The sequence below is a fragment of the Deinococcus radiodurans R1 = ATCC 13939 = DSM 20539 genome, from assembly GCF_000008565.1.
Taxonomy (GTDB): Bacteria; Deinococcota; Deinococci; order Deinococcales; family Deinococcaceae; genus Deinococcus; species Deinococcus radiodurans.
The window spans coordinates 895,074-918,746 of the sequence record NC_001263.1; the positions used below are offsets into that span (position 1 = coordinate 895,074).

At 67.4% G+C, this 23,673-nt stretch carries 28 protein-coding genes and 1 other RNA gene; 18 read left to right on the forward strand and 11 right to left on the reverse strand.

The window, feature by feature from the left end; translation table 11 throughout:
* Position 1: 1 nt before the first annotated feature.
* Genes DR_RS17060 through mnhG form a run of 4 tightly spaced genes read left to right on the forward strand, consistent with a single transcriptional unit; the run spans position 2 to position 1,924 of the window.
* Positions 2–754: a proton-conducting transporter membrane subunit gene (locus DR_RS17060; RefSeq protein WP_268741599.1), complete on the forward strand. Its 753-nt coding sequence runs from the start codon at positions 2–4 to the stop codon at positions 752–754.
* Positions 751–1,260 (forward strand): Na+/H+ antiporter subunit E, encoded by a 510-nt coding sequence (locus tag DR_RS04570; RefSeq protein ID WP_010887529.1) that lies wholly within the window; start codon positions 751–753, stop codon positions 1,258–1,260. Before DR_RS17060 ends, DR_RS04570 begins: the two co-directional genes overlap by 4 nt.
* Positions 1,257–1,517 carry a monovalent cation/H+ antiporter complex subunit F gene (locus tag DR_RS04575; RefSeq protein ID WP_010887530.1) on the forward strand — a complete coding sequence of 87 codons (261 nt, stop codon included), beginning with the start codon at positions 1,257–1,259 and terminating at the stop codon, positions 1,515–1,517. Before DR_RS04570 ends, DR_RS04575 begins: the two co-directional genes overlap by 4 nt.
* Entirely contained in the window at positions 1,517–1,924 is a 408-nt protein-coding gene (gene mnhG, locus DR_RS04580) for a monovalent cation/H(+) antiporter subunit G (protein ID WP_010887531.1), read from the forward strand. Before DR_RS04575 ends, mnhG begins: the two co-directional genes overlap by 1 nt.
* A 62-nt stretch (positions 1,925–1,986) precedes the next feature.
* Here mnhG and DR_RS04585 read toward each other — a convergent pair whose 3' ends face one another.
* A complete protein-coding gene (locus tag DR_RS04585) occupies positions 1,987–2,304 on the reverse strand; it encodes a hypothetical protein (RefSeq protein ID WP_027479691.1) in 318 nt (105 codons plus the stop codon).
* 130 nt (positions 2,305–2,434) lie between these two features.
* On the opposite strand from DR_RS04585, the gene DR_RS04590 reads away from it, so the two are divergent.
* From DR_RS04590 to dtd, 3 genes are all read left to right on the forward strand, one after another.
* On the forward strand, positions 2,435–3,196 hold the full coding sequence (locus DR_RS04590) for a LysM peptidoglycan-binding domain-containing protein (protein WP_010887533.1): 762 nt from the start codon (positions 2,435–2,437) through the stop codon (positions 3,194–3,196).
* Positions 3,197–3,296: 100 nt separating this feature from the next.
* Positions 3,297–3,554 carry a DUF1844 domain-containing protein gene (locus DR_RS04595; RefSeq protein ID WP_027479690.1) on the forward strand — a complete coding sequence of 86 codons (258 nt, stop codon included), beginning with the start codon at positions 3,297–3,299 and terminating at the stop codon, positions 3,552–3,554.
* The gene (dtd, locus tag DR_RS04600; protein WP_010887535.1) at positions 3,555–3,992 is read left to right on the forward strand and encodes a D-aminoacyl-tRNA deacylase; all 438 of its coding nucleotides are present in this window, start codon (positions 3,555–3,557) and stop codon (positions 3,990–3,992) included.
* A gap of 77 nt (positions 3,993–4,069) precedes the next feature.
* Here dtd and DR_RS04605 read toward each other — a convergent pair whose 3' ends face one another.
* From DR_RS04605 to DR_RS04620, 4 genes are all read right to left on the reverse strand, one after another.
* Complete coding sequence (locus DR_RS04605) at positions 4,070–4,654, reverse strand: response regulator transcription factor (protein WP_010887536.1); 585 nt, start codon at positions 4,652–4,654, stop codon at positions 4,070–4,072.
* Positions 4,651–5,760 (reverse strand): sensor histidine kinase, encoded by a 1,110-nt coding sequence (locus DR_RS04610; protein WP_010887537.1) that lies wholly within the window; start codon positions 5,758–5,760, stop codon positions 4,651–4,653. Before DR_RS04610 ends, DR_RS04605 begins: the two co-directional genes overlap by 4 nt.
* 160 nt (positions 5,761–5,920) lie before the next feature.
* Positions 5,921–6,604 carry a Bax inhibitor-1/YccA family protein gene (locus DR_RS04615; RefSeq protein ID WP_027479689.1) on the reverse strand — a complete coding sequence of 228 codons (684 nt, stop codon included), beginning with the start codon at positions 6,602–6,604 and terminating at the stop codon, positions 5,921–5,923.
* A 96-nt stretch (positions 6,605–6,700) separates the two neighbouring features.
* Positions 6,701–8,206 (reverse strand): PRC-barrel domain-containing protein, encoded by a 1,506-nt coding sequence (locus DR_RS04620; RefSeq protein ID WP_010887539.1) that lies wholly within the window; start codon positions 8,204–8,206, stop codon positions 6,701–6,703.
* Between the two features lie 103 nt (positions 8,207–8,309).
* Here DR_RS04620 and DR_RS04625 point away from each other — a divergent pair, with 103 nt between their 5' ends.
* The 3 genes from DR_RS04625 (at position 8,310) to rnpB (ending at position 9,944) form a co-directional block, all read left to right on the forward strand.
* Positions 8,310–8,696, forward strand: a complete 387-nt coding sequence (locus DR_RS04625; RefSeq protein WP_010887540.1) for a hypothetical protein — start codon at positions 8,310–8,312, stop codon at positions 8,694–8,696.
* Positions 8,686–9,459 (forward strand): pseudouridine synthase, encoded by a 774-nt coding sequence (locus tag DR_RS04630; RefSeq protein WP_010887541.1) that lies wholly within the window; start codon positions 8,686–8,688, stop codon positions 9,457–9,459. Before DR_RS04625 ends, DR_RS04630 begins: the two co-directional genes overlap by 11 nt.
* A gap of 38 nt (positions 9,460–9,497) precedes the next feature.
* Positions 9,498–9,944, forward strand: an RNA gene (gene rnpB / locus DR_RS04635) — RNase P RNA component class A.
* A gap of 46 nt (positions 9,945–9,990) precedes the next feature.
* Here the strand turns inward: rnpB and DR_RS04640 are convergent.
* Positions 9,991–10,500 carry a DUF2721 domain-containing protein gene (locus DR_RS04640; protein WP_027479688.1) on the reverse strand — a complete coding sequence of 170 codons (510 nt, stop codon included), beginning with the start codon at positions 10,498–10,500 and terminating at the stop codon, positions 9,991–9,993.
* 98 nt (positions 10,501–10,598) lie between these two features.
* On the opposite strand from DR_RS04640, the gene DR_RS04645 reads away from it, so the two are divergent.
* Positions 10,599–11,783, forward strand: coding sequence for an AI-2E family transporter (locus DR_RS04645; protein ID WP_010887543.1), 1,185 nt, complete (start codon positions 10,599–10,601; stop codon positions 11,781–11,783).
* 214 nt (positions 11,784–11,997) lie between these two features.
* On the forward strand, positions 11,998–12,537 hold the full coding sequence (gene rnhA, locus DR_RS04650) for a ribonuclease HI (protein WP_010887544.1): 540 nt from the start codon (positions 11,998–12,000) through the stop codon (positions 12,535–12,537).
* A 20-nt stretch (positions 12,538–12,557) separates the two neighbouring features.
* Here the strand turns inward: rnhA and DR_RS04655 are convergent, their stop codons facing one another.
* On the reverse strand, positions 12,558–12,995 hold the full coding sequence (locus DR_RS04655; RefSeq protein WP_034349644.1) for a DUF3197 domain-containing protein: 438 nt from the start codon (positions 12,993–12,995) through the stop codon (positions 12,558–12,560).
* Positions 12,996–13,144: 149 nt separating this feature from the next.
* Here DR_RS04655 and DR_RS04660 point away from each other — a divergent pair, with 149 nt between their 5' ends.
* Together DR_RS04660 and DR_RS04665 are read left to right on the forward strand one after the other, a co-directional pair.
* Positions 13,145–13,456 (forward strand): ribosome-binding factor A, encoded by a 312-nt coding sequence (locus DR_RS04660; protein WP_034349642.1) that lies wholly within the window; start codon positions 13,145–13,147, stop codon positions 13,454–13,456.
* Positions 13,450–13,878 carry an acyl-CoA thioesterase gene (locus DR_RS04665; protein WP_010887547.1) on the forward strand — a complete coding sequence of 143 codons (429 nt, stop codon included), beginning with the start codon at positions 13,450–13,452 and terminating at the stop codon, positions 13,876–13,878. Before DR_RS04660 ends, DR_RS04665 begins: the two co-directional genes overlap by 7 nt.
* 181 nt (positions 13,879–14,059) lie before the next feature.
* Here DR_RS04665 and DR_RS04670 read toward each other — a convergent pair whose 3' ends face one another.
* Together DR_RS04670 and DR_RS04675 are read right to left on the reverse strand one after the other, a co-directional pair.
* Entirely contained in the window at positions 14,060–15,691 is a 1,632-nt protein-coding gene (locus tag DR_RS04670; protein WP_164927949.1) for a hypothetical protein, read from the reverse strand.
* Positions 15,646–16,734 (reverse strand): vWA domain-containing protein, encoded by a 1,089-nt coding sequence (locus DR_RS04675; RefSeq protein ID WP_164927950.1) that lies wholly within the window; start codon positions 16,732–16,734, stop codon positions 15,646–15,648. The genes DR_RS04670 and DR_RS04675 overlap by 46 nt, the downstream gene beginning before the upstream one ends.
* Before the next feature lie 409 nt (positions 16,735–17,143).
* On the opposite strand from DR_RS04675, the gene DR_RS04680 reads away from it, so the two are divergent.
* Positions 17,144–19,135 carry a DNA topoisomerase subunit B gene (locus DR_RS04680; protein WP_010887551.1) on the forward strand — a complete coding sequence of 664 codons (1,992 nt, stop codon included), beginning with the start codon at positions 17,144–17,146 and terminating at the stop codon, positions 19,133–19,135.
* Positions 19,136–19,394: 259 nt separating this feature from the next.
* Positions 19,395–19,655 (forward strand): DNA damage response modulator PprM, encoded by a 261-nt coding sequence (pprM, locus tag DR_RS04685; protein WP_017869024.1) that lies wholly within the window; start codon positions 19,395–19,397, stop codon positions 19,653–19,655.
* 75 nt (positions 19,656–19,730) lie between these two features.
* On the opposite strand, the gene DR_RS04690 is transcribed toward pprM, so the two are convergent.
* Both DR_RS04690 and DR_RS04695 read right to left on the reverse strand, forming a co-directional pair.
* On the reverse strand, positions 19,731–20,168 hold the full coding sequence (locus tag DR_RS04690; RefSeq protein ID WP_027479686.1) for a hypothetical protein: 438 nt from the start codon (positions 20,166–20,168) through the stop codon (positions 19,731–19,733).
* A gap of 54 nt (positions 20,169–20,222) precedes the next feature.
* Entirely contained in the window at positions 20,223–21,011 is a 789-nt protein-coding gene (locus DR_RS04695; RefSeq protein ID WP_027479685.1) for a hypothetical protein, read from the reverse strand.
* 100 nt (positions 21,012–21,111) lie between these two features.
* Here DR_RS04695 and DR_RS04700 point away from each other — a divergent pair, with 100 nt between their 5' ends.
* The gene (locus DR_RS04700; protein WP_010887554.1) at positions 21,112–21,594 is read left to right on the forward strand and encodes a hypothetical protein; all 483 of its coding nucleotides are present in this window, start codon (positions 21,112–21,114) and stop codon (positions 21,592–21,594) included.
* 89 nt (positions 21,595–21,683) lie between these two features.
* Complete coding sequence (locus tag DR_RS04705; protein ID WP_227086007.1) at positions 21,684–23,642, forward strand: LysM peptidoglycan-binding domain-containing protein; 1,959 nt, start codon at positions 21,684–21,686, stop codon at positions 23,640–23,642.
* The last annotated feature ends 31 nt before the right edge of the window (positions 23,643–23,673 follow it).

Genomic DNA, 23,673 nt, shown 5'->3' on the forward strand with positions numbered 1-23,673 from the left:
GATGCTCTACGGGGCGCTGGGGGCGGTCAGCCAGCGCGAGTGGCGGCGCATCCTGTCGTTTACCGTGGTCGGCAGCGTGGGCTACCTGGCGTTCGGCCTGGGCCTCGGCACGCCCGAAGCGCTGCGGGCCACCGTCGTCTACCTCGCGGTGAGCGTGCTCGTCACGTTGGCGCTGTTTCTGATCGCGGCGGTGGCCGAGCGGGCAAGCGGGACGCGCAACGTCAAGGCGCGGGGCTTTCTGGAGGCCATGCCGCTGCTCGCCGCCTGCTTCCTGCTGTGCGCCCTGACGGTGGCCGGGCTGCCGCCGAGCGGGGGCTTTATCGCCAAGTTCGCGCTGGTGCGGGCGGGACTGGCGCAGGCCAGCGGGCCGCAGGGTTCGCTGCTGACGGTCATCGCCGTAGTCAGCGCGCTGGTGTCCAGCCTGATTACGCTCTACGCCCTGCTCAACGTCTGGCGCGGCTTTTTCTGGGGCAAGCACCCGCGCGAGGAGCCGGTGCGTCAGGTGCCGCTTACGCAGCGCCTGCCCGCCTACCTCGCTTCCGCGCTGGTCGCGAGCCTGAGTCTGGGCGCCGGGCCGCTGCTCGCCTTTTCGGGCACGGTGGCGCGTGAACTCGGCGAGCCGGAGCGCTATATCCGGGGCGTGCTGGGCACCGCGCCGATCGTGATTCCGCCGCCGCCCACGGGAGATGACGTGCAGAAGAAGGACGGGCAGAAGGAAAGTGGGCAAAAGACCCGGACGGAGGAGGAGAAATGAGAGGCCTGGCGCTCAATCTGCTGCTGGCGGTCGTGTGGGCGCTGTTTTCCGGTGAGGTCAGCAGCCGCGAGTTGGCGGTGGGGTTTCTGGTCGGCTTCCTGATTCTGCGGCTTTTTCCCCACGGGCTGGGGGCCGAGCGGTATCTGGAACGCAGCCGGGGGCTGGCAGGATTTATCGTCTTTTTCCTGCGCGAACTGACTGCCGCCAACATTCACGTCGCGCTGATAGCGCTGCGCCGCGACCCGCAGCTCAACCCCATGATCGTAGCGGTGCCGCTGCGGGTGCGGGGCGACCTGGGCCTGACGCTGCTCGCCGCCGCCATCACCCTGATGCCCGGCACGGTGGCGATGGGCCTGAGCCCGGACCGCCGCACGCTCTACGCGCACGCGGTGGGCCTGAAAACGCCGCAGGCCGCCCGCGAGAGCATCGTCAAAGTCGAAGAAGAACTGCTGCGGTTTCTCCAGCCGGAGTTGCCCGCCGCTTCTCAAGGTGAGGTGCCGACATGATCATCAATATCGCCCTGGGCATCGTGACCCTCTCGGTCCTGCTCGTGACCTACCGCGTGCTGCGCGGCCCGAGCTGGGGCGACCGCATCATGGCCTTCGATTTCCTCAGCGTGAACCTGGTGGTGCTCTTTACCCTGCTCGCCGTGCGCTCGCGTCAACTCGTGATGCTGGACGCCGCGCTGGTGCTTTCGCTGCTGGGCTTTCTGAGCACAGTGGCTCTTACTCGCTACCTGCTCCTCGGGCGGGTGATGCGCTGATGGACACGCTGGTCTCCGACTTCAACCCCTGGCGCGACATTCCCATCCTGATCGGGGCTTTTTTCGTGCTGACTGCCGCCATCGGGGTGGTGCGTTTTCCCGACCTGTACTCGCGGCTGCACGCCAGTTCCAAGCTGGTGACACTCGGCTCGGCGGGCATTTTTCTGGGGGTGGCCCTCTCGTTTCAGGAGTCGGCGGCGCTGACCCGCCTCATCGCCGTGCTGCTTTTTCAGTTCCTAACCACGCCGCTCACCGCTTACCTCATCGCGCAGGCGGCCTACCTCCAGGGCCTGCCGCCCGTGCTGCCGGGAGGCGTGGACGAGTGGGGCGCCCTGGGCCGGGCCGAGGAGTACGCACAGGCTGACCAGGAAGCCGTGCAGCAGCTTGCAGCGGAGCGGCAGTCTTAGAGGGCCAGGCGAAGGGACCGCTTCTTCCAATGGTGAGAAGAAGCGGTCCCTGACTTGTGTGCTCAGCCCTCGGCAATGCCCCGCAGCTTTTCCACCCGCTCGGCGAGTTCGGGCAGTTCCAGCGCCCGCAGCGCCTTGGCAGCGCGGTTCACCCCCGCCGCGTCCACCCGGCCCTGGTTCCAGCCCGCGATCAGCATGGCGCAGCCCTGGAGCGCCTCGCTGACCGTCTCCTTGTGGAACATGGCGGCGAGGTTGCCGCTCTGCGCGGGCTTTTGCTGCTGCACCTGCGCCTGCACGTCCAGCACGACTTGCATGAACACCTGATCCAGCCGGGAGCGGTCTTCGGCGCTGATGGCGACATTTTCGGGTTGCTGCGTCATGGCAGCGAGTATGCCGCAGGGGAGGCGAGACTTACCGCGCTGTTCACCCGTTTCGCATCTGCGGGGCAAACGTCCTGACCAATCCTTAAACAAAGGTAACGTAAGGCACGGAGTCGGGTATGGTGCGGGCATGTGGCCTTTTGGAAAAAGTACGGCAGATCGCGTGAAAGATGCGTTCAAGGCAAACCCGGTGCTGGCCCCGCTCGGCCTGGAGGTGCAGGAAAGCCGGGGGACGGTCAAGGTGACGGGTGAGGTGGCCCGGCAGTCGCAGATTGGCCTGATCAATGCTGTGGCTGGCGGCATCAATGGCGTCAAGAACATTGATGTCAGCGGAGTGACAGTGCTGCAACAGGCCTCTGCGCCTGCTGCTCAGACGGCGCCTACCACGCCTGCACAAACCAGCCCCAGCGTGCAGGACAGCCCCTCAACTCCCGTCCAGATGCCCGACATCGTCCAGCAGGGCGCCGGTGACGTGGAGATCGAGGACACCAGCCGCATCGCCAAGGCGGTTCTCTCGGCTATTCGGGGCAACGGCGAACTCGCCAACAACCCCATTGATGTCTTGCAAAGCGGCAACAGTGTCATCCTGCGCGGCGCGGTGGACAGCGACCACGAACTGCGCCTCGCCGAGCAGCTCGCCCGTGGCGTGCAGGGCGTGAGCGGCGTGGACATTAGCGGTCTGCGTGTGGCCCAAGGCGCCAAGGAACTCGCCAAGGACAAGGACGAGGACACCGGCGACACCGTGTACACCGTCAAGCCCGGCGACAGCCTCAGCAAGATCGCCGAGCACTACTACGGCGACCAGATGGAGTACAAGAAGATCGCCCATTACAATAACATCAGCAACCCTGACCTGATTCAACCCGGCCAGAAGCTGCGTATTCCCGGCTGACCCCCGAGTGTTGCCTGCCGCCTCCTGCACCGGGGGCGGCTTTTTCGTGACTCCCTCATTTTCTCTTTTCCCGGTCCGGACGCCTGCTAGCATCGCGGGCATGGCTCATCCTGAATTTGTCGGTCTTGTCAACTCGCTACACGCCACGGCGGAAGCGGCGCTCGGTGATCTCAACGCCGCCACCGCCAGTGCCGCCCGCGACGGCCTGCTGGCCGAAAACCGTGCCCGTCAGACCGCTGAGCGCAGCTTCAAACTGCTCACCATGCTCGCCGAGAAAACGCGTGGCAACCTCGACATGACCGAGGCCGAACTGCTCTCGGACGCGGTCACATCCCTGCGCGCCCGTCTGGAACACTGAATGCGGGCCGTCGTTCAGCGGGTCACGCGGGCGAAATGCACGGTGGACGGCGCGGTGACGGGGGAGACCGGCCCCGGCCTGCTGGTGCTGCTGGGGGTCGCGCCGCAGGACAGCGCTGACACCGCCCGCACGCTGGCCGCCAAGCTCGCTAAACTGCGGATTTTCAACGACGATGCGGGCAAGATGAACCGCTCGGTGCAGGACATCGGCGGCGGCGTGCTGAGCATCAGCCAGTTCACCCTGTTCGCCGACACCAGCCGGGGCAACCGCCCAAGCTTCACCGGCGCCGCGTCGCCCAAGCAGGGGCGCGAGCTGTACGCCGAATTCAACGCGGCCCTGCGTGCCCTGGGGCTGCCCGTGGGCGAGGGCGTCTTCGGGGCGCACATGGACATCGAACTCGTCAACGACGGGCCGGTGACGGTGACGCTGGACATTTGAGGCTCAAAAGAAGAACGCGGAACTGCCTTTCTCAAGCAGGCTTTCCGCGTTCTCGCGTTGCAGAGGGTTAAATTTTCTCAGCTCAGCAGGCCGATGCTGCGGGCCCGGCTCACGGCCTCGGTACGGTCCCCGGCGTTGAGTTTGCTGTAGAGGCGGGCGAGGTGGTCCTTGACGGTGTCGGGGCTCACGCCGAGGTCACGGGCGATTTCCTTGTTGGAAAAGCCGCGGGCAAGCAGCGGCAGCACTTCCGACTCGCGGGGGGTCAGGCGCGGCACGTCCACCTGCGGCAGCCGGTCCACTTCCGGGTGCGCCACGATCTCGCGCAGTTGCCGGGCGAGGCTCTCGGGGTCGGTTTCCTTGCTCACATAGCCCTTCGCCCCGGCGGCGCGGGCAGCCTGCACGATGGCGGGCTCGGCGAAGGTGGTAATCAGGATGCTCACCACGCGCGGCGCGGTCAGGCGCAGGCGGTCGCAGACCTCGATGCCGGTCATGCCGGGCATCTTCACGTCGAGCAGCGCGGCGTCGGGCTGGTAGGTGCGGCAGGCGTCCAGGGCACTCGGGCCGTCGGCGGCTTCGGCCACCACGTCGAAGCCCTGCTGAATCAGGGCGTATTTCAGGCCCATGCGGAAAAGGGGATGGTCGTCGGCAATCACTAGTCTCATGGCAAAACCTCCGGCAAAACGAGGGTGAATGTGGTCAGGGGGAAGGCGCCGGGCGCGGCGGGAAGGCGCCCCCGGGGAGGTTCGCGGCCATAGCGCAGCGTGCCGCCGTGGGCCTCGGCGATGCGCCGTACGATGAAGAGTCCCAGGCCCGCCGTGCCGGCGGTGTACTGCTGCCCGGCAATGACGGCGGGTTGGGCGTTGAAGGGCTGGGCGAGGTCGTCTAAGGACGCACTCAGGCCGGGGCCGTCGTCCTGCACCCTCAGCAGGCCGGGCGCCGCCGTCAGCCGCACCTCATGGCGGGCGTAGCGCAGGGCGTTTTCGGTGAGGTTGCCCACCGCCCGTTCCAGCGCGGCGGCGTCGATTTCGGCCTGCCCGCTGCCGCTGACGTGCAGGCTCAGGCCGCGCGCCTCGGCCTGGGGACGCAGGCGCCGCGCGGCCTGCTCGGCCACCTCGCGCAGGTCGCCGGGGGCGAGGTGGAGTTGCACGTCGTCGCGCTCGAAGCGGTGGGCGTCGGCCATCTGCTGCACCAGCGCGAGCAGCCGCTCGGTTTCGGTCTGAATCTCCTGGCCCACCGCGCGTTTTTCGTCGTCGGGGAGGGGCAGCTCGGTCAGGGCGCGGGTGAGGTGCCCGGTGGCGATCAGGGGCGTCTTGAGGTCGTGGACCAGCGTCGCCATGAAGGCGTTGCGGCGGGTCTGTTCGGTGCCCAGCCGCGTCATCAGGCTGCCGAACGCCCGGCGCAGCGAGCGGATTTCGCGCGGGTCATCGGCATGAAACTGCGCGAAGTCGCCCTCGCTCACTTCCAGTTCCAGCCGGTGCAGGGGCCGCAGCAGGGCGCCGCTGAGCACGTATCCGATGACCGCCGAGAGCAGCCCCACCAGCAGCATCCACGCCGCCGCCGACCAGCTCAGGCTGCCTGCACCCGAGGCCAGCGCCAGCACCAGATTGGGCAAAAAGGCCAGCAGCGAGACCACCAGCGTGAACTGCGTCTGCAAGGTTTGCAGCGGTGGCCGGGAGCGCCCCGCCCGCACCGCTGCGAGCCGCGCCGGGCGGCGCTCAGGCGGGGCAGCGGCAGCGCGGGGGGCTGCGGGCGGAGTCATGCGGGTCACTGTAAGCAGCGCGATCTAACAGAACCGTCACGGCTGAGCTGAGCGCCCGGCTGCCGTTTGTCAAGCCCCCGTGGACTCACCTGACGGGTGGTTCAACTGCGTGTCCTGCCAAGAAAAAACCCTGACCGCGTGGGCCAGGGCTTGGAAGAGAGTGAGCGGCTCAGTCGCGCGAGTTGCCGATATTCAGCAGGAACAGGAAGATGTTGATGAAGTCGAGGTACAGCGCGAGCGCCCCGTTGATGGAAGCGCGCTCGGCCTGCTCACCGCTGATACCGCTCAGGGCGAGGTTCCGCAGCATCTGGGTGTCGTAGGCAGTCAGGCCGGCGAACAGAAACACGCCGATCATGCTGATGCCGAGGCTCAGGGCGCTGCTGCCCACGAACAGGTTGACCAGCATGGCGACGACCAATCCAAGCACCGCAAACAGGAAGAAGCGGCCCATGGCGCTGAGGTCCTTTTTGATGACGAAACCGGCCACGCTCATGAGGCCGAAGGTGCCGGCGCTCACGGCAAAGGCCGTAATGACGGCGGCGGGCGAGTAGGCGAAGAGCAGGGCGCTGAAGGTCAGGCCGGTGAGCGCCGCGTACCCGACGAACAGGGCGCCGGCCACCGCCGCGCTGAGGCGCTGGGCGAACATGCTCAGCACGAACACCAGCGCGAGTTGCGCGAGCATCAGCGGCAGGCGCAGGCTGGCGACTTGCATCGCGAGCCCTTCGTTCTGGGCGGTCAGGTAAGCGACGCCGGCCGTGAGCGCGAGGCCCGCCGCCATCCAGGAGTAGGTGCGGGCCATAAAGGTCCTGACCTGATCCAGCGTCTTTTGTTGGGTCATGGCTATCTGCTGCATACTCTTTACCATACGGGGTCAGCGGCCGAAAGGTTCCCGCGCTGTTGCCCCCACCTTCATGGGACAGCGCGGGAACGGGTGTGGGTGGGGGGCCCTTCAGCTCAGCGGGGCGCCGCCATCTACGCTGTCGAGCAGCAGCCCCAGCACCCCGGCGGCGCGGGCCTCGTCGAGCGCGGCGTGGGTGACGAGTTCGCCGGGTTGCAAAATCACCCGGTCGGTGCGCGTCAGCACGGCGCGGGTCACTGGGCGTCCGAGTGCGTCACGGATGCGGGCTTGGTACGCTTCCTGTTCCTGGCGGTCAAGCGAGTCTTCCAGGTCTTCGCGGCGTTCGCCAAGCCAGGATTTGGCGCGGCCCAGCAGTTCGTTCGCCCCCTGCGATACGTTCTGCGACACATTGCTCAGCCCGTCGGCGAGGTTGTCGCGCAGGTCGCTGGCTTGTTCGCGCAGTTCTGCTCGGTCGGGCACCGGCGGCGTCTGAAGGCCCGGGGCCTGGGTCGCCGCGACGAGCCGCTCCTCCAGACCGAGTTCGCGGGCGCGCTCGGCCACTTCCGGGGTCACGATCTGGCCCTGCACGGCGATCAGGCTGCCCACCGACGAGCGCACGTCTTCCTGCACGCGGCGGCCCACCACGTCACCGGCGTCGCTGCTGGGGTCGGCGAGCAGGTCGCGCACGCCCTCACGCACACTGCCCCCGGCGGCAGCGGCGAGCAGCGCGGGCAGGGCGCCATTCTGCTCGGCGAAGCGGGCCTGCCCCTCGTCGATGGTGGTGCCCTTCGCCACAATCAGCACGCCGTTGTCGGTGCGCACGTCCTGCCCGGCGACCTTGCCCACCACGAAGTCTTTCTGGCGTTCGGCGCTCGCCTCGCGGAGGTCCTCGGCCCCGCCCTGCACGCGGCTGCGCAGGTCGCTCGCCGCCGCCCGCGCCTGCTGCTGGCCCTCGCGGGCGGCTTCGGCGACGTTGGCCGAAACCTGCTCATAGTTTTCGCGCACGCTGCGGCTGGTGTCTTCGTACGCGCCGCGCACGCTGTCGGCGGCACCCTGCACTGCGCCTCCCAGGCTCTTGCCTGCCGTGTGAAACGCCCCGCGAATGCCCCCCGGCGCCTGCTCGCGCATGGCGGCGGCCACGCCAGCGGGCACGATGGCGCTGTCCTTGCCGATTTGGATGCTTTGCGGCGCGGGAATAAAGGTGCGTCCGTTGGTCATGTCGGCAAACAGCCCGCCCGACGCTTCGTAGCCCTCCACCTGCCCGCTGCGCTCGTCGAAATACACGTCGGTGATCTTGCCGAGCGTCTGACCGTCGGTGGTCAGCAGCGTCATGCCGATCAGGTTGGTCTTGCCCGCGAGCGCCTCTTTCAGCACTGGGTCACGCCCCGTGTTCACCACATCCTCGGGCGTGGCAATCATCACGGCCTTTTCCCCGATCGACTGCACGCGCCCGAACGGCACAGCCTTGGCAGCCCTGAGCCAGCCGCCCTCTTCGACGAGCAGCGCCAGCACCCGGTTGCCCTGGTGGTCGAACACCACGTCGTGCACGTTGTCCACCTGCGCCCCGTTGCTCACGGCGACGACGGGGCGCCCCAGCAGTTCTTTGCCCTTGATCATGCCCGGAGGCTAGGGCGCCCCGCATGTCGCCTGGGCAGCGGAACGGTTAAGGCGGCTAGAGACTGAGGGGGACCGCGCCTGATGACCGACTACACTGTCCCCCGTGTTACGCGCCGCCTTCTGGATGACCGCCCTGCTGCTGGTGCCGCTGGGGCTGCTGCTGTATTTCCTGCCCGGCAGCGCAGCGCAGCTCATCGGCATCTCGCCGCTGTGGCTCGCCCGCGCCTCGGGGGGCCTCCTGCTCGCCTGGGGCCTGTTTCAACTTTTTGCCGGTGCCCAGCCCGACGGCGCCAAGGTGGGTGGTCTGGTGACCGGCAACCTGCTGACCGTCGCCACGCTGCTGCCCGCCCTGCTGAAGCTCCAGACTTCCTTGCCGCCGTCGCTGCGGCTGGTGCTGTGGGTGGTGGTCGGCTGGCTGGGCCTCGCCGCGCTGCTCGCGCTGTTCGCCGCGCCGCTGGGTGGCCGGGGAGGTGAGGCCGGTGTCCGCTGAGCGCTTGCACAAACGCCTTGCCCGCGCCGGAATCGCCTCGCGCCGCGCCGCCGAGGAGCTGATTCGCGCCGGACGGGTCACAGTGAATGGTCAAACGGCGGGCCTCGGCCAGGGCGTGAATGACACCGACGACGTGCGGGTGGACGGGCGGCTGGTCGAGCTCACGCGCCCCGAAACCGTCACCTACGCGCTCTACAAGCCGGTGGGTTTCGTCACCACCGCCCATGATGAATATGGCCGCCGCAACGTCCTCGACGCCATGCCCGACGTGCCGGGCCTGCATCCGGTGGGCCGGCTCGACAAGGACTCGGAGGGGCTGCTGCTGCTCACCAACGACGGCGACCTGACCCTCACCCTGACCCACCCCCGCTACGGCCACGAAAAGGCCTACCGCGCCTGGACCGAAGGCCGCGAGCCACCCACCCAGGCCGAACTGGACGTGCTGGTGCGCGGCATCGCCATGGACGACGGCCCCGCGCAGGCCCTGAGTGCCGCTCCCGCCGAGGACGGCGCCTACGTGGTGCTGGGCGAGGGCCGCAACCGTCAGGTGCGCCGCATGCTCGAAGCCCTGGGGCACCCGGTGGGCCGTCTGGTGCGCTACCGGGTGGGCGGGCTGTGGCTGGGCGACCTGAATCCCGGCGAATACCGCGAACTCGGCCCGCGTGACCTGGAGCAGCTCCTGCACCCGCACAAGACCCCCCGCGCCGTCTGGGACGGGGCCTGGGAACAAACCCAGGACCGCTGGGGCACGCAGTACGGCTAAGCGGGCGCCTCACAGCGCCTTCTGCTATCCTGCCGGGCGCGGGGAAACTCCTGGTCGCGCCTGACCTGCTTTTTCGGCAGGGAAGGTGAGGAAAGTCCGGGCACCGCAGGGCAAGGATGCCAGCTAACGGCTGGTCGGCGAGCCGAGCGTCCGCCTGAGTGCCGCAAGCAGGCGGAAAGCGGCGAAGTCGAAGGACAGTGCCACAGAAACCAGACCGCCACCCCACACAGGCCCCGGCGCGGGCGCGGGTGGTCAGGGTGAAACGGTGCGGTAAGAGCGCACCAGGTTCCCGGGAGACCGGGAGCGTCTGGTCAACCCCATCCGGTGCAAGACCCGACAGTGCGGCGAGGGCGGCCCGCCCGTTTGAGCCGCCAGGATGGTCGCTTGAGGCGTCCTGGCAACAGGCGTCCCAGACAGATGATCAGGCTGCCCCAGGGCCAACCCTCTGGGGCAGACAGAACCCGGCTTACCGTTTCCCCGTGCCATAGACCGTCCCCGCTTTCGCAGGTGGGGGCGGTTTTTTGCTGCTGGCTAGCTCAGTTCGTCGGCGTACAGCTCTGCGTAGTGCTGGCCGAGTTCTTCCAGAAAACGCATCTCTTCCTTGGTGGTCGCCGCGCTGTAGCGGGCCTCGTAGCTCAGCAGCAGGGCGCCGTAAGCGAGCGAGACACTGCCGCCGAGCGCGACCAGCAGCGGCAGGCTCCCGGTGTTCACGTCGAACAGTCCGTCCAGACCGAGCAAAATGCTCGTCAGCACCAGCAGCGCGACCGAGGTGTAGAAGGCCTGAAGTGCCCGCATCAGAAAGCGGGTGCGGCGCGAGAGCCGGGGCAACTGGCGAATGATCAGGCGCTTTTCCTCGCGGGCGAGCGGTTCGTTTTGCCCTTCTGCCGACACCAGCTGCTTGAAGCGCGAGGTCAGCCCGCGCACCCGGTCGGTGGCGCGGCCCACGCGGGTGCTGGTGCTCATGATCAGGGTGCCCGCGCCGCTGATCAGGACGGCGGGGGTAATCATGGCGGCGAGCAGGGCGGTGACCGGCTGAGGCATCCTCTTCAGCGTAACGGCTCCGCTGAGTAGAACGGGCGGGAAGCGGCGCGGCGGCCAGGATCGCCTAGGCACCCGCAAAGGCGATAGTGTGATGGCCCATGGGAAACGCCCTTCGCACCGTGCCGCAACTGCTCGCTTTCTTGTGGAGTCGGTCCTACGTGCGACTGATCGTGTACGCGATCGCTGCGCTGCTGCTCATCGGGCTGGCGCGGCAGGCAGCGGGAGGCCTCGCGCTGATCGCCATTGCCTACGCGCTGTCGTACACCTTCAACCCGCTGCTGCTCTGGCTGGAAAAACACCGCATCACGCGGCCTTTCGGGGTGGCGCTGACGCTGATCGTGGTCCTCGGCGTGATCGGCGTGCTGTTCTGGTCGGTGGCGTCGCAGGTCGTGAGCTTCCTTCAGGGTCTGCCGGCGCTGCTCAACAGCCTGCCGCAACTGCTCGAACACCTCATCGGCAAGGGACCGGGCCACAACAACGCCGGCATCTCGCAGACCCAGGCGCAGCTTACCCAGTACGTGCGCGAGCAGGTGGACAACCTCACCCGCAACTTCGGGCCGCTGCTCGCGCGGGTGCTCTCGCCCGATTCGGCGCTCTATGGGCAGGTCAGCGGCGTCATGAACTGGCTGGGGCAGGCGGGGCTGGTACTCACGCTCGCCGTCTTTTTCATGCTCGACCACAGCAAGTTTGGGCGCACGCTGCTGCGGGTCTTTCCCAAGGAGTGGCAGCCGCGCCTGCTGCTGCTCTCGGAAGACGTGAGCAAGTCGTTCGGGAACTACATCCGGGCGCAGCTCATCTTGCTGCTCGTCATCAGCGGCATTTCGGGGGTCGGCCTGTTGCTGCTCGGCGTGCCCAACGCGCTGGCGCTGGGGCTGCTGACCGGGCTGCTCAACCTCGTGCCGCTGGTGGGCATGGTGCTGGCGGCGATTCCGGCGCTGCTGCAAGCGCTGCCGCTGGGCACGACCAAAGTCCTGATCGTGGCGGGGCTGTATTTCGTTCTCAATCAGGTGGCCTGGAACGTCATCGCGCCGATGGTCATGGGCCGCACCGTCAACCTCAGCGCGGCGAGCATCCTGATCGCCATCCTGATCGGCGGGGGGCTGGCCGGTCTGCCGGGCGCCCTGCTCGCTATTCCCACCGCGTCCCTGCTCGTGCTGTGGCTGCGGCGCTACTGGTTCCCCAGCCCCGCCTACCAGGGCGACGGCGAACTGGCGGTCCCGATGGACCCGGTGCGCCTGCCCGCCGACGTGGAGCCGCCCCAGGGGAAGAGTCAGCCGGAGTGAGCCCCGCGTGGCCTGCTACGGCTTCCGATTGAATCCAGTTGTTTTGGATTCAATCCGACTTGTAAAGCTGCGCAGCAGCGCGGATGCGAGTAGAAAAAAATACGGATTTCGCGGTATGGAAGCGCAGGCGGTGCTTTTCCGACTGTGCTGGAATGGAGCGCAGTCCGTATAAGCAGTTGACAGCCCCCGCCCGCGCTCCCTACAGTTCGCGCCTATGACTCGCCCAGGCCGCCCCTCTGCCCGCAAAAAGCCCGACACCTCGCGTGACCTGCTGCCGATTCGCGCCGGCATTCAGCCCGAGGTGCCGGTCGGCGGGCAGGTGGTCGAGCTCTACAGCGATGGTGCCTGCGACACCACCAAGGGGCACGGCGGCTGGGCCACCATCCTGCGCTACGGCGAGCGCGAACTGGTGCTCAGCGGCAACGAGGAAAACACCACCAACAACCGCATGGAGCTGCGCGGCCTGCTCGAAGGACTACGCACGCTGCGGCGCCCCTGTCAGGTCAAGGTGATTACCGACAGCCAGTACCTCCGCAAGGCCTTCACCGACGGCTGGATTCTTAACTGGCAGCGCAATGGCTGGAAAACGGCGAGCAAGGAGCCGGTCAAGAATCAGGACCTCTGGGAAGAACTCATCGAACTTGCCAAGGTCCATGCCTTGACCTTCCTGTGGGTCAAAGGCCACGCCGGGCACGGCGAAAACGAGCGGGTGGACGAACTCGCGGTGCTGGAGCGTAAGAAGTTACGGAAGTAAGCGAGCTTCTTACTGGATTACTACACCCACTCCGGTTCAGTCGCCGGCTGAGGCGTCGTGTAGATCGCCGGGTCCGCCGGATTGGTCGCCGCGATGAGTGCCGCCACTTCGCCCGCGTCCGGTTCAGCGAGCACCCGCTGAAAGTCGCCGCTGCCGAGAATCGTCTCGGTGGGGCGAATGCCGGCGCTGTCTGCCCAGCGCACCAGCTCGGCGAGGGCCGCGGCTCCGGCAGCGCCGTAGCGGGGGCCAAAGGCCGGGGCCGAGAGAATGGCTTCCTCGGCAGCTCCCCGGCCCAGCGTAACCAGCGCGGCGTAGCCCGCCCAGGGGCGCTCGCCCTGCCGGTCGGTGATCAGGATCAGGCGGGCGCCGGTCAGGTCGGCGTCGTTCAGCCGCGCCTGCATGGCCTGCCAGGTTTCCAGCGGCGCGGCGGGCACCCCCAGCGGATCAGCGATGTTCATGGCCCTCAGCATAGCCTGTCGCCTTACGTCTCAGGCGTGAAGGGTCGTCTCCCTCAAAGGCCACCGGGCGCGGCGTGTCTGTCCCCTTCCGGGCGCTACGATGCAGGGATGAAGTCGCCGTTTTCTTTCTCGCCGCGCCGGGGCCACTCATGAAGCCCGAACAGGTGCAGGCGCAGATGTCCAGGGTGCTGAGCAGTGCCATCGCCGAGCTGCGCGACCCCCGGGTGCCCCTCATCGTGACCGTCGAGCGCGTGCACGTCACCCCCGACTATGGGCAGGCGCGGGTGTACGTGAGTGCCATCGGAGCCGACATGCCGGAGTTGCTCGACGCCCTGACCCACGCCCGGGGCCGCTTGCAGCGTGAACTGTCCGCGCACGTACGAATGCGCCGCACCCCCACCCTGGAATTTCATGCCGCCGACGACCAGCGCTTTCCCGCCGCGCCGGGGTCCACATGGTGAGCGGCGGGGGACAGGAACACCACACCGAGCTGCGGGTCCGCTACGCCGAGACCGACGCGATGGCGGTGGCCCACCACGCGACCTACCCGGTGTGGTTCGAGGTGGCCCGCACCGAGCTGATGCACGCGCTCGGGCTGCCCTACACCGAGATGGAAACGCGCGGCTATTACCTGATGCTCAGCGGCCTGCACGTCCAGTACCGCCGCGCCGCCCGCTATGACGACCGCCTGGACATCACCACCCGCATCACCGAGATTCGCAGCCGCACCCTCAAGTTCGCTTACGAGGTGCACCGCATAGGCGCCGACGGCACCCGCGAACTGCTGGCAACGGGGGAGACCCACCATATCGCCACCGATCACCAGTACCGCCCTTCCCGGATGCCCGACGACGTGCTGGCGCTTCTTGCTGGGGAAGGCTGAAGCATTTGAGAAAGACCCCTCACCCCTGCCTTTGGCAGGCCCTCTGCTTCGCAGCTCTCCGAGTCTCCCCTTGGTAGAGGGTCAAAAAGAGCAAGGCCATTCTTTTTTCAAACGCTTTAGGTTCATTCACGCCAAGAAAAAGCCCCCTCCCTGACCTGGGAAGGGGTGTTTCTTTGTCGGCTCACAGCCCGCGCAGCAGCAGCCCAGTCCGCTCGGGGAGGTACATGCCGGCGCGGATAGGGGTCTGATCGGCGGCGTTCGTCAGCGTGACGCCCTGCGGCAGGTCAGTCAGCATGATGTGATAGCCGCGCGTGCTTAGCTTCAGGCCGCGCAGCGCCGGGGCTTCCAGGGTCTCGCCCAGGTCGAGGATGCCGGGCGTGAGCGACAGCAGGTGGTCGCCATAGGGGCCGGTGATTTCCAGTTGCGCTCCGTTGGCCCGCAGCATCAGCGGACGGCCCAGGCCAGTCAGCGAACCGAGCGAGGACCGGACGCCCGCCGCCGTGGGAATCACGCTCAGCAGCGTGCCGGGCACCACCAGGTCGCCGCTCGCGAGCAGATGCGTGTTCTGAGCCACGAGCAGGTCGTCGGGAATCTGGATAAGTTCCAGCCCACCCGTCACCTGCTCGGCCCGCAGCCCGCGCAGGTCGGCGGCGCGTGACACCTGCCCCAGGTCGAAGGCCCCGGCGAGCGGTGTGGGAATCCCGCGCACCTCGCCGTCGAGCCCGACGAGGGCCAGCGTGCGGTCGTCGCGGTAGTGCAGGCCTTCGACCCGGCTGGGCGCAGCGGGCGCCGCTGGGGTGGCTGCCACAGGCACTGGCACCGGAGCGATGACCGTGCGGGCGTTGCGAACCGTGGTGGGCGGGGGCCGGTTGCCCTTGACCGCCGCCGCCGCCATCGTCTTTGTGCCGGTTGCGCCCTGCATTCCGCGCCGCACGATCAAAGCGATCAGCCCCAGCAGCGCGAGCAGCAGCAGAATCCACCAGGGGAAGCGCTGGGTTTGCGTCTGCGTCTGAGCATTCTGAGCCTGCGAGTTTTGGGTCTGCGGAGCTTGAGTCGCCGTGTTCTGGTCGGTGGGAGCCTGAGTGTTCGTGGACTGTGCATTTGGGGTTTGGACATTCGGGGGCTGGGTCGCCGGATTCTGCGTGGTCGCTGTCGGGGGAGTGGTCGTTTGTCCATCCGTGCCAGCACTGGGTGTCGTCGTGCCTGCTGTCGTTCCGTTGGTGGTTGGAGCCGCTCCGCTGGCAGGACCGACCGGCAGCACCGTGTTCCCCGCGCCGCTACTCGCCAGCCCCGCCACCTGAAGCGGGGTGAGGTTGATGACCTGTCCGGTAGGGAGCAGCAGGCGGGGGGTCAGCAGCCCGCCAGGGAGCGTGTTCGCCAGGGCCGCGTCGCTCGCCGAGTCGGCGCTGCGCTGGACCCGCACGGCGAATTCGCTCGCCCCCGGCTGCCTTTCGAGCGCCGCAGTAAAGCCGGTCAGGCCCGCAGGCAGCAGCAGTTGCGCGCCGTCGAGCGGCAGCCCACCGGTCGCCCGGTAGCGCAGCACCGTTTCCTGGCCCTGGGAGAGGGAGGTGGCGCCGGGATTGAGCCACAGCAGCCCGGCAAGGTCGGACGCCCGCGTCGCCGGCTGGCCTGGCTGTGCCGTCGTCTGGGTGGTCGTGGTGCTGGTCGTTGTCGTGGTGGTGCCGGTTGCCGGCGGTGTCTGGGGCGTTCCCGGCGCTGAGGCTGGCACAGTGCTCACGGCGGCGTCGCTCGCCTTGGCCCCGTCCATCATTTGCAACTTGAGCAGCACGCGGCGGGTGCGCGGGCCGACCACGTTGGGGTCGGGGGCCGGGGGAGCGCACAGCAGCGCGCGCTGCCGGCGGGAACGTCTTTGCTCACCTGCAATGCGGCGCTGCCGGCGGTGGCGTCGGGCCGGGCCAGGGCCACCCGGCTGTCTTGCGCGGCCAGCGAGAGCGGCGTGCCGTCGGCAAAGGGCGCGGGCACCCGCTGCGGGTCGGTTACGGTTGCCAGCCGCACCCCGCCGCTCAGGGCCACCAGATCAGGCACCTCACCGGGGGGCAGCGTCATGCCCGAGGCGTAGTCGCTGGCGGCGAGGGCATTTTTGGCGTCGTCGGGAATCGAGCTGCCCAGCGCGATATACGCCAGCGTGTCGAGCGTGCCGCGCGCTTGAAAGGACGACAGTGCCCCTTCCGCCGAGTAGCGCGGCTGCGGGTCGTTGTCGATGCCGTCGGTCATCACAAACACGCTGGTCACGTAGCGGTCGCTCGCTGCCAGCGGGCTGAGCGCGGCGTGCATGGAGCGGTAGAGGTAGGTGTTGTTGCCGTTGGCTTTCAGGCCGTCCAGATCGCTGCGCAGCGCGGTGGCCTGCGCGGGCAGGTCATAACTGCGCTCGCCGCGCACGCCGCTGTCGAAGGTAATCAGCTTGACCTGATCGGGATGAACGCTGTCCACATACTGCTCCACGCTGTCCTTGACCCGGTCGAAGATGTCGGCTTTGCCGTCCCCGATGCCGCGCATGCTGCCGCTGGTGTCGAGGACAAACACCGCCCGCGTCTGGCTGGGCAGCGGGCCGGGAGGCAGGGCGCAGCCGGACACCGCGCCGCTCGACCCCAGGAGGGACCCCTGACGGGCGGGCGTGTTCCCTGCGCCGCCGAGCAGCGTTGCAGGCGCTGTCGCGGGCCTGGGCAGGGGCAAGGCTGTCCCCAGTTGGCCGGCATTCCCCTGGCTGTTCTCTGCTGGGGCACTCAAGGCCGAGTCGGTCGTCGCGGGCGGGGAGGTCGCCGGAGCAGTCTGCGCGGCCCCCAGGCCGCCGAGGCCGAGGCCACCCAGCAGGAGCAGGCGGCCCGTCAGGGACATGGTCAGGTTCTGGCAGCGCATCGCTGTCCCATTTTGACCTTTCCCGGCAGGTGGCGAAAGGCCCCCAGGCTTTATGCCCCCTTCCCCCAGCCGGGGGCCGGCCTAAAAGCCTCACTGCACCGAAGTTTGAGGCTCAGAAACCGTCCGAGTTCATTCTGTAAGAGACGTAATAAGATTGATATTTTTCGTGTCAAGCGCTATATTACGTGCACCGCCGGAGCCTTGACAGTGCGTGGTCCGGCCACCATAAGCTCTCTCCGCCCCGACAGGCGGCCCGCCCCAGAGGGGCGGCTTTTTGAGGAGAACCATGACCCAGAGTGATGACCAGTTCCAGGGCCAGACCGAGCTTGATCAGCCTGAGCAGAACCAGACCGATCGGAAGCCGGCCCAGAACGAACCCAATGAGCAGATGAGCTTTTCCCATGCGGCGGGCACCGCCGACGACTACAACGCCGACCAGATCAGTGTCCTCGAAGGCATGGACGCCGTGCGCAAACGCCCCGGCATGTACGTGCAGGGCGGCACCGGCATCGACGGCTATCACCAACTGCTGACCGAAATCATCGACAACGGCATCGACGAGGGGCTCGCGGGCTTCGCCGGCGAAATCCAGATTGTGCTGCACGCTGACGGCTCCGCCACTGTCACCGACGACGGACGCGGCATTCCCGTGGACATCATGAAGTCCAAGGGCCGCCCCGCCATCGAAGTGATTTTCTCCGAGCTGCACGCGGGCGGCAAGTTCGGTCAGGGCGCCTACAAGGTGTCGGGCGGGTTGCACGGCGTGGGCTCCACGGTGGTCAACGCACTCTCGACCTACCTCGACGTGACCGTGAACAAGCACAAGCAGTTGCACCACATCCGCTTTGAGCGGGGCGTGCTCGTGCAGCCGCTCGAAGTGCTCGGCGCCACCCCGAAAGACGTGAAGTGGTCCACCAAGGTCAGCTTTCACCCCGACCCCACCATCTTCAAGGAGTTCGACAACCAGTTCGACTACCTGCGTATCCGCAACCGTCTGCGCGAACTCGCCTACCTGACGGGCCTGAAAATCGTCATCCGTGACGAGCGCACCGAACTGCACGGCGGCGAAATCAAGGAAGAGGTCTTCCACGAGAAGGGCGGCATCGCCAACTTCGCCCGCGCCCTGGTCACCGACGACACCAAGCTGCTCTACGACCAGCCGGTGGTCATGCGCGGCACCCACGCCGAGGTCGAAGTCGAGGTGGCGTTTATCCACGCCAACACCTACGCCAGCGACAACATCCTGACCTACGCCAACATGATCCGCACCCGCGACGGCGGCACCCCGCTGACCGGCTTCAAGACGGCGTACACCCGCGTGCTCAACAAGTACGCCAAGGACAAGAACCTCATCAAGGCCGGCAATCCGGTGCCGAGCGGCGACGACCTGCTCGAAGGCATCTACTGCGTGGTGAGCGTCAAGGTGGGCGACCCGCAGTTCGAGTCGCAGGCCAAGGTCAAGCTGCTCAACAGTGAGGCGCAGACGGCCGTCAACGCCATCGTGGGCGAGAAGTTCGCGCAGTTCCTCGAGGAAAATCCCAAGATCGGCAAGACCATCGTGGAAAAAGCCGCCGAGGCTGCCCGCGCCCGCGACGCCGCCCGCAAGGCCCGCGACATCGTGCGGCGCTCCAACCCGCTCGAAAACGATGACCTGCCCGGTAAGCTCGCCGACTGCTCCTCGCAAGACCCCGCCGAGTCCGAACTGTTCATCGTGGAAGGCAACTCGGCAGGCGGCTCGGCCAAGGGCGGACGCGAACGGCGCTTCCAGGCGATTTTGCCCCTGCGCGGCAAGATCCTGAACGTGGAAAAGGCCGAGCTGAACAAGATTCTCAAGAACGCCGAAATCCGCTCGCTGATCGGGGCCATCGGCGCGGGCTTCGACGGCAAGGGCGAGGAAATGCGCTTCGACCTCGAGAACCTGCGCTACCACAAGATCGTGATCATGACCGACGCCGACATGGACGGCGGGCACATCACCACGCTGCTGCTCACCTTTTTCTTCCGCTTCATGCGCCCCATCGTCGAGCAGGGGCACCTCTACATCGCGCAGCCGCCGCTCTACAAGATCACGGTGGGCGCCCAGACCAAGAACAACAAGGGCGTGTACCTGTTCACCAATGAAGAGCTCAAGGAGCACGTCGCTGACGCCGTCAAGGCCGGCAAGAAGTACGAGATTCAGCGCTTCAAGGGCCTCGGCGAAATGAACGCCGAGCAGCTGTGGGAAACCACCATGAACCCCGAAACGCGCGTGCTCAAGCGTGTGAGCATCGACGACCTCATCATCGCCAACGAGATTTTCGACGCGCTGATGGGTTCGGAAGTCGCGCCGCGCAAGGACTTTATCCGCGAGAACGCCCGCTTCGCTGAAATCAGCGTCTGAGCCTATCCGCATGAAGGCCCGCTTCCCATCCGGAGGCGGGCTTTTTCGTGTTCTCCGCGTTCTGCTCGGGGCAGAGAAGGCCCCGAATCTTTAGACTCTGTCCAAGCGCCGGCCAAATGTGTGCCGAGTTTCGATTGTTGGTGGCGGTGGCCCCTATCTTGCCTCTCGTTCAACACCAGCAGAGAACTTGAAGGGACATGCCGGGAAAAGAGCAACAGCGGCATGTGGCCTTTTGTTGGTGAGAGCAAGGAGATTTGAGATGGCAACTGGAAGAGTGAAGTGGTTCAACGCGGAAAAAGGCTTCGGCTTTATCGAGACGGAAGGCAGCGCCGATGTATTCGCGCACTACAGCGCGATCAACTCCTCGGGCTTCCGCAAGCTCAACGAAGGTGACGAAGTCGAGTTCGAAATTGAACCCGGTCAGAACGGCAAAGGCCCCCAGGCCAAGAACATCGTGGTGACCAAGGCAGCCCCCGCGCCCGCCTATGGTGACCGCCCCCGCCGCGACGACCGCTGGTAATCGCAAGACCGTAAAGCCCCCGTCAGTGATGGCGGGGGCTTTCGTTTGTGGCCTTGCCCCTACATCTGTGACAGCTCAGCGCCTTTCCAGGGTGGCTTGCAGGGTCACGGTGGGAGCCTGCCCGCCGAGGCCGTCGCCCGTGTCATGGCTGGTGACCTGAAGCGCCGGACGCTTGCCGCTGCGGTCGAGGGTGAGTTGCAGCGTCACGTCCACGCAGGGGCCGCTCAGCACCTTTTCCTGCACTGTCAACTGCCGCGCCGTCTGCCCTTGCAGGAACCACGCCACGTCGCAGCCCTCGCCGCTGGTGTAATGCACGCTGGCAAAGCGTCCCTGCGCGTCGGGTCGTGCCGCGATCTGGGCGGTCATCTCGTAGTTCAGGCCGGCGGCGGGTTCAGTGACAGTGCCCTGCCAGGTACCGGCGAGCAGGGCGGGCGTCAGGGCGGCCTGTCCTCCCGCTCCAGCGGTTCCCAGCAGCGTGAGCCCAAGCACGGCCAGCTTTTGAAGGGGTTGCATGACCAAGTGTACTCGGCGCCTGAGCTCAGGAGAAGAGCGGGTGAATCAGGCCCCTCAGCGCAACTGCCGCCGCAGCTCCGCCGCCAGCGCGAACCACTCGCGCTCCTGCTTGCGGTAGAGCGGGCTGGCCTGACGCTCGGTCTTCGCCAGGGCATCGAGCACGGCGTGGGCCTCCTCGGGGCGGCCCTGACGCAGCAGGTAGGCGGCGTGGCGGGCGCGGGGTTCCTCGGTGGTGGCCCCCACGCTCGCCTCGCGGTAGGTGGCGTCGGCCTGGGGTTCGCCCTGCTGCTCCTGCGCCAGCGCGAGCAGGGTCAGCGTGCGGGTGCGGGTCGCGGCGCTGGTTCGCAGGTCCACCCGGCTCAGCCGCGCCTCGGCTCCCGCCGGGTTGCCCTGGGCCAGGTCGAGCTGCGCGGCGCTGAGCAGCACCACCGGGTCGTCGGCGTAGATGCCGCTGAGCAGCGGGGCAAGGGTCGCCTGCGCCTCCTCGGGCCGCCCGGCGCGGGCTTGCAGGTTCGCCAGCTCCGCGCGGCGGTCGAGGGTGTCGCTCTCGGCCAGGGCCTGCTGCGCTTCCCGCACCCGCACGTCGAGCGGTTTGATGGCCTCCACGCCGCGCTGCACCGCCTGGGTCGCGGCCCGGCGGCTGCCCTGCAAACTGGGCACGAGCACCATAAAGGTGTAAAAGAGCGTGGCGATAAACCCGCCCAGAAAGAGGTTCAGCGCCAGAAATACGATCCACAGCGCGCCCTGCCGCGTCACGACGGCGTGCACCAGACACACGATATTGAGAATGCTGAACAGCCCCAGCAGCCAGCCATAGTTGTGAAGAAGCCCACCGACGTCCATACCGAGACTCTACGGGACTGGGCAGCGGCGTAGATGGGGAGGGAGTGGCAGTCATGGCACAGGGCCGCACCTCCCCGCAGGGGGCGATACGCTGTGGGTCATGGACTTTCTGCGGGCCCTGCACGGCTACAGTTTCAATTTCGACGCGGCGTTTCTGGCGCCCAACCCCTTTGCCCTGGCGAGCCTGCTGCTGTTCATCTGGAGCTTCTGGATGCTGCGGCGCGACGCGGTGACCCCCAGCTTTCTCGTCGGCGTGCGGCTGACCTGGCTGACCTTTCTGGTGCCCGCCTTGACCGGCATTCTACTGACCCTGAGAGGCGGCAAGGTGCCGAGCGCGGTGGACGTGGGCGGCGGGCTGACCAAGTTCGGCACGCCCTACGACCCCACCCAGGAGGGAATGCACTGGCTTTATGCGAGCTTCGCGCTGCTGAGCCTGCTGCTGATCGAAAGCCTGATTCGCGGGCAGTTTCTCGAGCGCCGCAAGGGCCTGAAGCTGCTGCCGGTGGTCACCTTGTTCATGTACGGCTGCGCCTACATGGTGGGGCACGTGGCGTTTTTTCCGGGCAGCACGCCGGGGCGCTGACCTCGCGCGGCTGCTCCTTCCTCATCCGCCGCTGACGGTGACGTGTTCAAGTGGTGGGGCGCATGCGCTGTCTTTTTCTTTCCTTCATTTTGTTGCTGCCCAGCGCAGCGTCCGCTCTCGCCGCTCCGCAGACCGTGGTGGTCCGGCCGGGGCAGACGCTTTACCGCATCGCCCTGCAAAACGGGCTGAGTGTGGCAGAGCTTCAGCGTCTCAACGGACTGCATTCCACCACCATCGAGGTGGGGCAGGTGCTGCGGGTGACGCCGCTCGTCAAGCTCTCGCCCGCGCCTGTCAAACTCGTGCCGGCCAAACCGGTGCCTGCCCCGCCCGTCGCGGCCAAGCCTGCGCCCGTCAAACTTGTGCCGGTCAAGCCCGCATTGAAACCGGCGCCCACCACCTACACCGTGCGGCGCGGCGACACCCTGACCAGCATCGGCAAATTCGTGGGCCTGCGGGTCGAGCAACTCCAGCGGCTCAACGGGCTCAAAGGCAACACCATCGCGGTGGGGCAAGTCCTGCGGCTCACGGCGCCCCCGACCACCTACCGGGTCCAGCCGGGCGACACCCTGCCGAAAATCGGCGTGAAGGTGGGGCTGCGGGTCGAGCAGCTCCGGCGCATCAACGGCTTGACAGGAGACGCCCTCCAGATTGGTCAGGTGCTGCGGCTCACTGCCCCGCCCGCGCCCACAGTCGTTGCCAAAGCGCCCGTTCGCCCCGCGCAGCCGCCGACCACCTACACCGTGCGGCGCGGGGACACGCTGACCAGCATCGGCAAGTTCGTGGGGTTGCGGGTCGAGCAGCTCCAGCGGCTTAACGGGCTCAAGGACAACACCATCGCTGTCGGCCAGGTGTTACGTCTCACGGCTCCCAAGCCGGTGGTGGCCGCAGCCGCCCGCCCCGCGCCGGTTCAGGCCGCGCCCGCTAAGCCGGCAGCGGCGCCCGGCACCTACGTCGTGGTCCCTGGCGACACCCTGGCGAAAATCGGCGTGAAGGTGGGCTTGCGGGTGGAGCAGCTCCAGCGGCTCAACGGCCTAAGCGGCACGACCATTGAGGTAGGGCAGGTGCTCAAGCTGCGTGGGCCGGCGGTGTCAGTGGTGGCAGCGGCGCCGGCACCTGCCCGCGTCGTGCCTTCCCTGCCGCCGGGCACCGAGGCGCGGCTGATTCACCGCTATGTGCGCGTCGGCCTGCGCGACAACGCCCGCACGCTGGCGCAGACGTATGGCGTGACGCCCGAACAGTTGCGGGAGCTCAACGGGTTCGGCAGCACCGGGTACATCCTGCCGGGGATGCGGGTGCTGGTGCCGCAGCAGGTCGCGGTGCCGGTGCCGCCCCGCCCGGTGGCCGCGCCCGTCACGTTGCAGCAGGTGACGCCGCTGGGTATTCCAGTACAGGTCGTGCGGGTGGACCTGCGCTGGCGCAGTGTGCTCGTCACGCCTGTGCTGCCGGGAGAAGGCCTGAAACGCGGCTCGGGCGCCACCGTCAGCGCCCTGGCTGCCCGCAGTGGGGCGCGCGCCGTGGTCAACGGCAGTTATTTCCATCCCGGCACCTACGCCCCGGCAGGCGACATCGTGATGCATGGACGGCTGCTCACCTGGGGCCGCATTCCATCGGCGCTGGCGATTACGCCCGACAACCGCGCCGAAATCCGGGAGGGCGGCACCGGGCTGCTCGGACGGGTGCTCGACACGAGTTGGGCAGGCATGGAAACGGTCATCGCCACCGGCCCCGAGATTGTGCGCGACGGCGTGGTCCAGAACCGTTACAGTTCGGTCTTCCGCGACCCCGCCGTCTTCGGGCAGGCGGCCCGCAGCGCCATCGGCCTCGCCGGGCCGCGTGACCTGCTGCTGGTCACCACCCACGCCAAACTCAGCGTCGGGCAGATGGGGCAGGTGATGCAGGCCCTCGGCGCCCGCGACGCCCTGCTGCTCGACGGCGGCTCCAGCGCCGGCATGGCCTGGAACGGCGCGGCGGTGCTCAACAGCGTTCGCAAGGTGAGCTACGGCATCGGCGTGTTCACCGACTACGACGGAAAGCGCTACTCGCGCTGACGCCGGCAGCAACCAAAAAAAGCCCCCACCC